At 64.8% G+C, this 11,973-nt stretch carries 10 protein-coding genes; 8 read left to right on the plus strand and 2 right to left on the minus strand.

Features of this window, described 5'->3' with window-relative positions:
• The coding region (locus tag OKA04_RS22130; RefSeq protein WP_264503402.1) for a hypothetical protein at nt 1–392 on the plus strand (392 nt) is incomplete at its 5' end.
• A 49-nt stretch (nt 393–441) separates the two neighbouring features.
• Here the strand turns inward: OKA04_RS22130 and recQ are convergent.
• Nucleotides 442–2,622, minus strand: coding sequence for a DNA helicase RecQ (gene recQ / locus OKA04_RS22135; RefSeq protein WP_264503403.1), 2,181 nt, complete (start codon nt 2,620–2,622; stop codon nt 442–444).
• A 182-nt stretch (nt 2,623–2,804) separates the two neighbouring features.
• Here recQ and OKA04_RS22140 point away from each other — a divergent pair, with 182 nt between their 5' ends.
• The 7 genes from OKA04_RS22140 to OKA04_RS22170 all read left to right on the plus strand — a co-directional run bounded on the left by OKA04_RS22140 (nt 2,805) and on the right by OKA04_RS22170 (nt 8,141).
• Nucleotides 2,805–3,230, plus strand: coding sequence for a Fur family transcriptional regulator (locus OKA04_RS22140; protein ID WP_264503404.1), 426 nt, complete (start codon nt 2,805–2,807; stop codon nt 3,228–3,230).
• Nucleotides 3,231–3,265: 35 nt separating this feature from the next.
• On the plus strand, nt 3,266–4,024 hold the full coding sequence (gene sufC, locus OKA04_RS22145; RefSeq protein ID WP_264503405.1) for a Fe-S cluster assembly ATPase SufC: 759 nt from the start codon (nt 3,266–3,268) through the stop codon (nt 4,022–4,024).
• Nucleotides 4,025–4,050: 26 nt separating this feature from the next.
• Complete coding sequence (gene sufB / locus OKA04_RS22150) at nt 4,051–5,487, plus strand: Fe-S cluster assembly protein SufB (RefSeq protein ID WP_264503406.1); 1,437 nt, start codon at nt 4,051–4,053, stop codon at nt 5,485–5,487.
• Nucleotides 5,488–5,498: 11 nt separating this feature from the next.
• Nucleotides 5,499–5,687 carry a hypothetical protein gene (locus tag OKA04_RS22155; protein WP_264503407.1) on the plus strand — a complete coding sequence of 63 codons (189 nt, stop codon included), beginning with the start codon at nt 5,499–5,501 and terminating at the stop codon, nt 5,685–5,687.
• On the plus strand, nt 5,684–5,857 hold the full coding sequence (locus tag OKA04_RS22160) for a type II toxin-antitoxin system HicA family toxin (RefSeq protein WP_264503408.1): 174 nt from the start codon (nt 5,684–5,686) through the stop codon (nt 5,855–5,857). The genes OKA04_RS22155 and OKA04_RS22160 overlap by 4 nt, the downstream gene beginning before the upstream one ends.
• A gap of 47 nt (nt 5,858–5,904) precedes the next feature.
• Nucleotides 5,905–7,212: a Fe-S cluster assembly protein SufD gene (gene sufD, locus OKA04_RS22165; RefSeq protein WP_264503409.1), complete on the plus strand. Its 1,308-nt coding sequence runs from the start codon at nt 5,905–5,907 to the stop codon at nt 7,210–7,212.
• Between the two features lie 224 nt (nt 7,213–7,436).
• Nucleotides 7,437–8,141 (plus strand): hypothetical protein, encoded by a 705-nt coding sequence (locus OKA04_RS22170; protein WP_264503410.1) that lies wholly within the window; start codon nt 7,437–7,439, stop codon nt 8,139–8,141.
• Between the two features lie 76 nt (nt 8,142–8,217).
• Here the strand turns inward: OKA04_RS22170 and OKA04_RS22175 are convergent, their stop codons facing one another.
• Nucleotides 8,218–11,961, minus strand: a complete 3,744-nt coding sequence (locus OKA04_RS22175; RefSeq protein ID WP_264503411.1) for a glycoside hydrolase family 97 N-terminal domain-containing protein — start codon at nt 11,959–11,961, stop codon at nt 8,218–8,220.
• Nucleotides 11,962–11,973 lie beyond the last annotated feature (12 nt).

An 11,973-nucleotide genomic window follows, 5' to 3' on the forward strand; every position in this document is an offset into this window, starting at 1 on the left:
ATCGGAGGATTCTCCAATGGTCGTGCGGCTCTGTACAGCCCAATTGCTCAACTTCAGTTAATTTTCAGACGGCTTCTGAGGGCCGGAACCGACAGGAGGTACCGCTGAGTGTCACAATCGAGGTGAAAGGATGCTGGAACGGAGAGATCGAAACCGGAGCCAAGGAGCAACTGATCGATGACTACCTGAGGCCCCACGGCCGCACCCACGGGATTTTTCTGGTGGCATGGTTTCACAGCCCGGGGTTTGCAAAATTGGCACCCGTTCAGACATCAAAGCTGATGCATGCAGAACTTTCCGATGCGTATGGAACCGTGGCAAACTTTGTAGAACAGGCGAAAGTCGAAGGTTTCGAAGTCGAGCCATTTGTTCTCGACTGCAGATTGTCGTAGGCAAGATCGCCGAGGCAGTAGTTCCGGCGGTTCTTCACGGGAGGATTCACTATCCAGCAGTATGCTCTTGGATCGCGCGGAAGATCTTGAGCTTGCCGTAGCTGATGCGGCCGCCGAGGTGGTTGTGGACGGGCTTGAGGGATTCCTCGGTGTAGCCATGGAGGGCGGCGCGCATTTCGGACTCTTCCTGCGCGGTGTAGAAGCGGCGGGGATCGACGGGTTCGCCGTTGGCGATGGCCTGGGCGAGGTGACCTTCGATGGTGGAGAAGCCCAGCTTGCGCTCGTTGGCGATGGCATCGACGGATTTGCCAGAGCGCCAGAGTTCGAGGGTGATCTGGGCGGTTGCGTTGACTGCGGGCTTGGGCGGCTTGGCGGCGGGGGTGGTGGAGCTTGTGGGAAGCGGGGCGAATTCCCGGCGCGGATGCGATTCCAGCCATGAGATGATCTCGCGGATGAAGCCGGGGCCGTGGTCGGCGAGCTTGCGTTCGCCCACGCCGGGGATCTTCAGGAAGGAGGCATCGTCCACCGGATAGGCGCGGGCCATGTGGCGCAGGGCGACGTCCGAGAAGATCACATACGGCGGCATGCCCGCGGCATCGGCCACCTGCTTGCGATGGGTGCGCAGGATCTCGAAAAGCTCCATGTCGCACTCGATGTCCCCGGCGCGCAGGACGGCGGCTTTCCCCACGACCATGAGCCTGCTGAGGGTGACCGGCTTCCGCTCGCGGAGCAGGGCCATGCCGTCGGCGCTGACCGAGACGACGGGGTAGTTCCCGCCCTCGACGGTGAGGCTGCCCTTGCGGGCAAGCTGCCGGGCGATCTCCGTCCACTTCGCGGCGGAGTGCTCCTTGCCGATGCCGTAAGTACTAAGCTTGTCGTGGTTGCGGGAGAGGATCCTCTCTGCGCGCGAGCCGGACAGGATATCGGCGAGGTGGCGGATGCCCACCGGCGGGCCGCCTGCCTGTTTCACGCGCAGCACGCAGCTCAGGATCTTCTGTGCCTCCACCGTGGCGTCCCACGTTTCGCGCGGGGTGAGGCAATTGTCGCAGGCACCGCAGCCATCCGTGATCCAGGACTCGCCGAAGTAGCCGAGCAGCCCGATGCGCCGGCAGGCGTCGCTCTCGGCGAAGTCGGCCATCGTCTCCAGTTGGTGGCGGGCATTGTCGCGCACCGCCTCGTCGCTGATCTCGTCGAGGAAGCGCAGGTGCTTCGTCACGTCGCCGCGGGAGAATAGCAGCAGACAATCCGCAGGCAGGCCATCGCGTCCGGCGCGCCCCGTTTCCTGGTAGTATCCTTCCAGATTCTTCGGCAGGTCCGCATGGATCACGAAGCGGACGTCCGGCTTGTTGATGCCCATTCCGAAGGCGACGGTGGCGCACACCACGCGGACCTCGTCGCGGAGGAAGGCCTCCTGGTTCCGCGCGCGCTCGGTGGTCTCCAGCCCCGCGTGATAGCAGACGGCGGGGATGCCCGAGGTGCGGAGGGAGGCGGCGAGGTCCTCGCTGCGCTTGCGGGACTGCGCATAGACGATGCCGGAGTCGGTGCCGCGCGACTTGATAAAGGAGACGATGCGGGTGACGGCATCCTCCTTCGGCTCGACAACGTAGTTCAGGTTCGGCCGGTTGAAGCTGGCGAGGAAGACCGCCGGATCCCGCAGCGCGAGCTGGGCGAGGATATCCTCACGCACCTGAGGTGTCGCGGTGGCCGTCAGGGCGATGACGGGCACGTCCGGCAGCGCCCGGCGCAGCTCCTTCATGCGGCGATACTCGGGGCGGAAATCGTGGCCCCATTCGCTGATGCAGTGCGCTTCATCGACGGCGAGCGCGGTCACATTCCACGTCCGCACGGTGGAGAGGAAGTCGCCGGACATCAGCCTCTCCGGGGCGAGATAGACCAGCTTGCAGGTGCCGTCGCGGATCTCGTCGAGGCGGCGGCGGTTCTCGTCCGGGGACAGCGTGGAATTGAGAAAGGTGGCCGCTACCCCTGCCGCGAGGAGTTGGTCCACCTGATCCTTCATCAGCGCGATCAGCGGCGAGATCACCAGAGTCACGCCCTCGCGGGCCAGCGCGGGGAGCTGGTAGCAGAGGCTCTTGCCCGCACCGGTGGGCAGGATGGCCAGCGTGTCCCGCCCTGCGAGCGCCGCCTCCATGATGTCCTGCTGCAGGGGGCGGAATTCACCATAGCCGAAGTGCTTCTTCAGCAGTGGCAGCAGTCCGGCATCGGGGGTCATGAAGTCCTGTTAATGGTGATCTCCTGAACACTTCAAGCCCTTTCTTTCAGCGTTTTATGGGAAAAGTGTTGCCCGGCTTCTGGATTCCGTGCGACGCGATGCTCCCACGTCCGGCATTCTGGAATTGAAATTAGAATAATTCTTGCTAATGGTCGACGCGGACCTAGCTTCCCGCCGCCCCGATGGTCACCCATTCTCCAGACAGCCTGCCGGATGACATGCCTGCCGAGATTTCCGGCCTGCGCATGACCCGCCAGCGTTGGGAGGTCTATCGCCTGCTCATGGGCGAGCGGGACCACCCGACCGCGAATGACGTCTTCATGCGGATCAAGGACCGCCTGCCGAATATCTCGCTGGCCACGGTCTACAACTGCCTCGAGGCGCTGGTGCAGCACGGCGTGATCCGTCAGGTGAATTTCGACCGCGAGTCGTCCCGCTTCTGCCCGAATCTCGAGGAGCACGGGCACTTCCACGACAAGGCGAGCGGCAAGATCCACGACGTGACCTTCAAGCCGGGCGTGAATCTCGCCGACGTGCTCGTTCTCCCGCCCGGCGCCGTCGTCACCGGCGTCGAAATCACTCTCCGCGGCGAATTGCCCGCCCTTTGAAATCCCGAGTTTCAGATCCCGAATTTCCCATTCCCATGTCCCTCGTCATCACCGACCTCCACGCGACCCTCGAAGACGGCACCGAGATCCTCAAGGGCGTCACCCTTGAAATCCCCGCCGGCGAAGTGCACGCCATCATGGGACCGAACGGTTCCGGCAAATCGACGCTGTCGAAAGTCATCGCCGGTCACGAGGGCTACGTCGTCACCGGCGGCACCGTGACCCTCGACGGGCAGGACATCTTCGAGATGTCCATCGACGAGCGTTCCCGCGCCGGCATCTTCCTCGCTTTCCAGTACCCGGCGGAAGTCCCCGGCGTCTCGAATGCGAATTTCATCCGCGCCGCCCTCCAATCGCGCATGCCGAAGGGCGAGGAACTCGATGCCGTGGCCTACTACAAGAGCCTCTACGCCCGCATGGACCTGCTGGAAATGGACCGCAAGTTCACCGCGCGCTCCGTCAACGAAGGCTTCTCCGGCGGTGAGAAGAAGCGCAACGAGATCCTCCAGATGATGATGCTGGAGCCGACCTACTGCATCCTGGACGAGACGGACTCCGGCCTCGACATCGATGCGCTGAAGATCGTGGCGAAGGGCGTGAATGCCATGCGCTCCCCGGCCCGCGGCATGCTGCTCATCACCCACTACCAGCGCCTGCTGGACTACATCGCGCCGGACCACGTCCACGTGATGGCCGCCGGCAAGATCGTCCGCTCCGGCGGACCCGAGCTCGCGCTGGAGCTCGAAAAGAACGGCTACGATTTCCTGAAGGACGAAGCCCTCGTCTCCGCCTGATCCCACTTCAAATTTCCTCGCCCGCCATGTCCTACGACGCATCCACCACCATCGACGCGGATACCCGCGAGGCGATCGACATCGACCGCACCAAGGGCGACTTCAGTTTCCCGGAGCGGCACAAGTTCGACGCCGGCCGCGGCCTCACCGAGCGCACCGTTGACTACATCAGCGATGTGAAGGGCGAGCCGCAGTGGATCCGCGACTTCCGCCAGAAGGCGCTCAAGGTCTTCCGCGAGAAGCCGATGCCCACGAACTGGGCGACGAAGGACTTGGACAACATCGACTTCGACATCATCCGCTACTACCTCTCGGATGGTGAGAAGCCGAAGCGCTCGTGGGACGAGGTGCCGGAGGAAGTGCTGAGGACCTTCGAGCGTCTCGGTATCCCGGAGCAGGAGCGTGCCTTCCTCGCCGGTGTGGAGGCCCAGTACGACTCCGAGGCGGCCTACTCCAACATGAAGGAGGAGCTGACCAAGCAGGGCGTCATCTTCGTGAACTCCACGGAAGGCCTGAAGAACCACGAGGAGATCTTCCGCCCGTGGTTCGGCAAGGTGATCCCCACGGGTGACAACAAGTTTTCCGCGCTGAACAGCGCCGTCTTCTCCGGTGGCTCCTTCATCTACATCCCGAAGGGCGTGAAGCTGAAGCAGCCGCTGCAGGCCTACTTCCGGATCAACTCAGAGAACTTCGGCCAGTTCGAGCGCACGCTCATCATCGCGGACGAGGGTGCCGAGGTGATGTACATGGAAGGCTGCACCGCGCCGAAATTCGAGACCTCCACGCTGCACTCCGCCGTGGTGGAGCTGGTCGCGCTGAAGGGCGCGAAGATCCAGTACGTGACCGTGCAAAACTGGAGCAGCAACGTTTTCAACCTCGTCACCAAGCGCGGCCTCGCGATGGAAGACGCCGAGGTCCGCTGGATCGACTGCAACATCGGCAGCCGCCTGACGATGAAGTATCCCGGCGTCATCATGAAGGGCGAGCGCGCCCGCGGCGAGGTGATCTCCATCGCCCTCGCGAACACCGGACAGCACCAGGACACCGGCGCGAAGATGATCCACGCCGCGAACAACACGACCTCGAACGTCGTGTCGAAGTCCATCTCCGTCGGCCAGGGCCGCTCCACCTACCGCGGCCAGGTCCACATCCCGAAGCACCTCAAGGGCTGCAAGAACAACACCGAGTGCGACGCCCTGCTCATCAACACGCGCAGCCGCACGGACACCTACCCGGCGATCACGGTGAAGGGCAACCAGCACGCGACGCAGCACGAGGCATCCGTCTCGCAGGTGTCCGAGGAAATGCTCTTCTACATGCAGCAGCGCGGCCTCTCCGAAGGCGCCGCGATGTCGCTCGCCGTGAACGGCTTCATCAACGACCTCGTCCGCGAGTTCCCGATGGAATACTCCGTCGAGCTCAAGCGCCTGATCGACCTCGAGATGGAGGGTTCGGTCGGCTAAATCTCGATTTCATGAAAGCGACTTTCACCTACTGGCAGGATGGCGGGCAGTTCGTCGGATTTCTCGACGATTATCCCGAGTATCAAACCCAAGGTGAATCGCTGGAAGATCTCAAGGAACACCTCATCGACCTCTACAAGGATCTCTCGACCGATGCGATTCCCGGTGTCCGTCATCGAGGCGAACTGGTGATCGCATGAAACGGGCGGACCTCATCAAGAAGCTCACCGATCTTGGTTGCGAATTGATCCGCCACGGCGGCAAGCACGACTGGTATCAGAACATGACCACGAAGGTCTGCCAGCCAGTGCCACGCCACCGGGAGATCAACGAGAACCTCGCGAAGTCGATCATCAAGAAACTGTCCTGACCGGCCCATCCGAGGCCTTTCTCTTTACCGCTCTCCAACTTTTTCCGATGCCCGCCGTGCTCGAACATCCCGCCTCCCTGCTCGAATCCGCTCCCGAGACGCCCGCCGCTTTTCCCGCTTGGTTCGCCGAGCGCCAGCGTGCCGCGTGGCAGCGCTTCCTTGAAACGCCGACGCCGAAGCGCGGTGACGAGGCGTGGCGCTTCTCCAGCTACAAGCAGCTTGATTTCTCCGGCATCGCCCGTGCCTCGGCGGAGGCTCCGGCGGACGTGGTGACGCGCTCGCAGGGCGTGGAGGCTCCGGCGGCGAAGTTCGTCTTCGCGAACGAGCAGCTCCTTCACTCCGGGTCGCAGCTTCCGGAGGGCGTCGTCTGCCTTCCCCTGGCCGACGCGCTCGTCTCGCATGGCGATCTCGTCCGCGAGCACTTCATGAAGCAGGACACGCGTCTCGGCTCGGCCAAGTGGACCGCGCTGCATGAGGCGAACCTGCGCAACGGTCTCTTCGTCCACGTCCCCGCGGGCGTGGAGGTCGAGGGCACCATCGAGGTCTTCCACTGGATCAGCGGCGACGGCGTGGCGATCTTCCCGCACACGCTCATCGTGACCGGCGCGAATGCCAAGGTGCGCGTGGCCGATTACTTCCAGTCCGCCAATGATGACGGCAAGGGACTCTGCATCGCGGTGAACGACCTCATCGCCGGCGAGGGTTCGAAGCTCGACTACGTCGCCATCCAGGCCTTCAACGAGAAGTCGAAGGTGATCCAGGTGAACGAGACCGGCGTGGCCAAGGATGCCTCCGCCATCGGCTTCATCCTGAATACCGGCGCGGCATGGGCGCGCAATGAATCGCTGAGCCGCCTCGAGGGCGAGGGCTCGCGCTCCGACATGCTTTCCGTGAGCATCCCCGCCCGCGAGCAGGAGTACGACCAGCGCACCTTCCAGCACCACGTCTCCCCGGGTGCCTACAGCGACCTTCTCTACAAGAACTCGTTGTACGATGAATCTCGTACCATTTTCTCCGGCCTTATCTTCGTGGACGAGGGTGCCCACCGCACCGATGCCTACCAGACCTGCCGGAATCTCTTCATGAGCGACGAGGCGGAGGCGAACTCCATGCCCGGCCTGGAGATCAATGCCGACGACGTGAAGTGCTCGCACGGCAGCACCAGCGCCCAGATCGACGAGAGCGAGATCTTCTACCTCCGCGCCCGCGGCATCGACCCGGTGCGCGCCCGCCAGCTCATCGCCCGCGGATTCTCCGTGGAAGTCATCGAGCGCCTCGCCGACGAGAAGGTGGAGGAAGTGGTTCTGCGCTTCCTCGACGACAAGTTCGCGCACATCGCCGGTGGCGGTGCGTGAGTGAGGCGTCAGCGACGGCTGGGATGCCCGGTTGATCCGCGCGAGAAGGTGAGGATGCAGGTGCCCTTTTCCTAGCCAGGAAAGGGGAGGAAGGAGCTGGCGGCAGCAGGAAATCATTTCCCGCGATTTTTCCGTCAGGCGTCAGGAGCAGCGGACACTACACCCGCGGAAGGTCCCTCGTGGGCCGGTTCCGTCGGAAAAAAATCCTACCTCCTGAGAAAACCATGCTTCGAAATTCCCTTCTCCTCGCCGCCGTGTCCGGCCTGACCGCATCGGCCGGTGCGGCCACCGTGAGCATCAATATCGTCGGCGGTGCCGGTGCGTCCGGCACCCTCGCGACCACGGACGTAGCCGGTGTGGTGCCTGCCGCGAATTGGAACAACGTCATCGCCACCGCCGGCGTCGACAATGCCGCCACCCCGCTCGTCGACTCCACCGGGGCGGCGTCCGGCATCTCCGTCTCGTGGACGAATATCGGGCCATACCAGATCAATACCGGCAATTCCACGCCGAACCACACGATGTTCAACGGCTACCTCGACAACTTCGAGGGCCTGCGGACGGTCAGCTTCACCGGCCTGAATGCCGGGCTGACCTACAGCTTCTACCTCTACTCGGACGGTGACAATGGCACCAATTCACGCCGGGGCTTCTTCACCATGGGCGGCACCACCACCGTCATCACGGATGCATCGGGGAACTTCGACGGCACTTTCGTCGAGGTCCCGACGGGCACGACCGGTGTTGGAAATTACACCGTCTTCACCCTCAGCGGATCGTCCAGCTACGACCTCACTTTCCGCGGGACGCTGGAAGATGACCTGCCGCGCGCCGCGCTGAATGGCATCCAGATCGTGCAGGTGCCGGAGGCGTCCACCCTGTTGCTCGGCTTGCTGGGACTGGTCCCGGTGATCCGCCGCCGCCGCTGATCTCCACTGCTCGCAAACCTGCGCGAATCATGGCCTCCGTTCCGCATCCGGGACGGAGGCCTTTTCATCGTGCCGCTCAGCGCAGGATCTGGAGGCGGTAGAATTTCCTCACCGGCAGCGGCGAGGTCTCATCGCGATAGGCGAGCCTGCGCGACCCGGCGGGTGCGGCACCTTGGTCGGCCTGCACTGTCGTGGTGACGGGCGTCCATTCATCCAGATCGTCCGAGGCGAGGAGGGTCACTTCCAGCATCCCGTCATCCAGCACGTCCGCCATCACCACCGTGCCCGCGCTGCTCTGGCTGGCGATCCATGGGGCGGAGACCACGGCGTATTCGATGCCATTCAGGATGCCATCGCCATCCGCATCATCCTGAAATCCTGTTCCGGCGGCACCCGGCGTGTAGCCCGCGGAGAGCAGCCAGGCGCGGTAGGAATCCACAGCCTGCACCTCCGCGGAGTTCGGGCTTTCCACGCCATCCACGGACATGGTGGAGACGACGTAGAAAAACGGCGCACCCGCGGCGAGGCCCGGGTCGGTGAAAGAGTCGCCGGCCACCGCATCGCCCACCACGGTGTAGGGTCCGCCCGCGGTGGAGGAGCGCTTCACTCGATACGATTGCGCGGAGGCGATGGGCGTCCAGCGCAGCAGAGCGGAGGACCCGTCGCGCGAGGCCTTGATGTTCCCGGGAGCGGGCGGCACGCCGGGCGGGTGGAAGCTCACTTCGGCCACGTTGCACCAGCCATTCGCAGCCGAGAGGTAGCGCAGGTAGCGGAAGGCCTGCGCGTTCGTCACCGGTACCACGGTGTAGATGCCTTCCGGCGGTTGGGTGGTGACGGTCGCCAGTGTGACGGCGTCGCTGAAGTTGGCCTGGTTCGCGCCTTGGAAGACACCGCCGGTCATGCGGGCGGACCAGCCGTCGCGCGGGTGAAAGCGGATCCCGCGGACACGGCTGGCTCCGGTCGCACCCAGGTCCAGGCCGGCCCATGCGCCGCTCGCCACATTCGCGTCGAAGAAGGTCGCCACGTCGCCGTCGAAGACCTTGTCGCGAGTGTTCGCTGAATTCTGGAAGGACCCGGCGGTGCCGATGACCGTGCCGGTCAGGGCCGCGCCGAGAACCGGGCGAGGCGGCAGCGCGACGGACGTCTCGATCGCCCCGGATCGCACGCCGTTCCCGCCCACGGCCACGATGCGGAAGGTCGCCGCCGCTTCCTCGCCCATGCGGTTGGTGGTGATGGGAAATGAGGTCGCGTCCGTCACGCCGTGCCACAGCAGCTCTCCGGTCAGCCCGTTCTTCTGGTAGATCGCGTAGTGCGATGGATTTCCCGGCGCGGCGGTCCAGAGCAGGGTGCCCGTGAGCGAGTCCAGGCCGGTGACGGCGAGGTTTTCCATGCGGAAGTCCGACGCCGCGGCCATGGGCGGGAGCGGGGCATTGAAGAGCGACAGTCCACCGATCTTCATCGTGTAGCCCGTGACCGGGACCGCGCTGCTGAAGCGCAGGAAGATCCCGCCCAGCCTGCGGCCCGCGTGGGCGGCGAGCGGGAAGTCCGCCTGCTCCCACCCGGCCGAGGTAGCCGCGGGCACAGGGATCATCACGGGCGTGCCGGGTGCATCGGTGAAGCGCAGGCCGAGCTCCATGCCGCTCGCGGCACCGGCGGTGCCACGCTTGTAGGCGAGCTTCAGATGCGTGGCTGCAGTCACCGCCACGTCGGTGGTGTAGAGCGCGAGATCCTGCGCGGCGGAGAGATCACCGCTCACCCTCACGGAGGTGCCTCCCTGCCACGCATCGGTCCCGCCGAAGGATGCCGCGACGCCGCTGCCGGTCATCGACCACAGGGCATCGGGCAGGCGGTCTTCCAGGAGCGGGCTGGCCCACGCCTGGGTGGAGAGCACCACGCCGTCCTCGGCATAGATGCTGCCACGTCCCGTCTGAAAGGATGTCGAGAATGGCAGCGTCGCGACCGGTGTGGCGGACGGGACACTGAAGCGTGCGACAAAGCCACCGCTGGCCGAGGTCGCGACCGGCAGCGGTGTCGCGCCGTCCACCTGGCGATACTCCATCACCGTCGCGCCATCGCGGATGATCTCGGCCTGATAGGTCGTGCCCGGAGTGAGGAAGGAGAGGTCGAGCGTCCAGTTGCGCGCGACGCCGCTGTTCATGATCGAGACGAACCAGTCATTCCCGGTTCGGCGGGCCATCGCGCACGACTCGCCGATCTCGGTGCCAGGTAGCACCTTTGTCTCGTCCCAGAGGCAGGGGATGCGCTTGATCACCGGGGCGAAGGGGCTCTGCGCCATGCGGTCGCCGCGCTCGGCGTAGGTGATGAGCGGCCCTGCCATGTTGGCGATGCTGGCGATCTCGAAGGCCTGCGTCTGTCCGCCCTGCAGCGTGCCCTGCAGACCCAGCGGCGTATAGTCCGCCGGTCCCGCGAGCAGGCGGGTCAGCGGGATGTAGGAAGTCGTCAGCGCGTCGGGAAAGGACTCCTTTCCGTAAACGGCCTCGATGTTGAGCAGGTTCGGATAGGTGCGGAATTGCCCCATCGGCTTCACCGTGCCGTGGAGATTCACCACCAGCCCGTGGGCGGCGGCGTCCTTCAGGATGTCCTCGATGAGCTTCACGCGCTCCTTCGCCGCCGGGGTCACCGCGGTGAAGTCGAAGAAGTCCGCCTTGATCCCGCTCACGCCGGCCTGCTGGAGCCGTCCGAAGAAGGTCGCCCGCTGCGCCCGGGTCTGGATGTCGTGGGAGCGTGTCCACACCATGACCTTCACGCCGATGCCAGAGGAGTAGTCCACGATGTCCTCGATCTCCGGCCACGGGTTGCCGCCGTTCCATGCCGCCCAGCCTTCGTCGATCGTGTTGTATTCGAAGCCCAGCCTGCTCGCCCACAGCGACTCGGTCTTCGAGTTCGCCGGGGTGATGCCGCCGGGGAAGCGCGACATCCAGTCCCACACCGAGCGGCCCGGCTGCTCCCACGCGGTGGCCGCGCCATCGGGGAAGAGCGCCGGGTCCGGTGGCGGGGCGACGGCTTCGACGATGTCGCTGTTCACCAGCGCTTCGAGAGACCCCGCGGTCACCACATTCCACGGGCTGTAGGCGGGCGCGCCGGTGGAGGCTCCGAAGGTATTGTCGCGATTCCGCGGGTAGGTGTTCCGCAGCTCGCGGTTGCTGCCGCCGGAGACCTTCACGAGATAGGGGCAGGGGAAGCCCTCGCCGGGACCCGAGTGGGTGATCGAGACATACCCTCCGCCCGCAGGCAGGCGGCCCACCACAGGTGGCCCCAGGGTCGCGCCGCCGGTGATGGCGGCGATGTCCGCGCCGCCGTAGATGTTTTCATACACGTTCACGCCGCCTTGGGAAAAGACGCGGGTGCCGGCGGGGATCACGAAGCCGGTGGACTCCGCCGAGATATTCTTCGCGCTCTCGCCCTCCACCTCGTAACGGAAGGAGATCCCGCTATCGAAGGCCCGCACGTTCAGCGTGTAGCTGCCGCCGCTCGCCGGGTGCGTGACCGCGAATTTCTTCGCGTTGAAATGGTTCACTGCCATCGCCTTCACGCCGTGGCGGGAGGGGAAGGTCTCGTTCGCGCTCTCCGCCGTCACCGTGCCGAGCGTCACGCCGCTGCCGCGGTCGCTGCCATTCATCGTGAAGCCGAGCGGGGAGGTCTCGATGACCGTGACGCCCGCGCGTTGCAGCGTGAATGACAGGCGTCCGGCGACCACGGTCACGTCCGCGGAAATTTGGCCATCCGGGCTGACGACGGTCTCGGCAAGCAGGTGTCCGCCGGTGGACATGGCCAGGATGAGGAGGATGCAGCGTCTCATGGGATATCGGGT

It is taken from the genome of Luteolibacter flavescens (genome assembly GCF_025950085.1).
GTDB lineage: Bacteria > Verrucomicrobiota > Verrucomicrobiia > Verrucomicrobiales > Akkermansiaceae > Haloferula > Haloferula flavescens.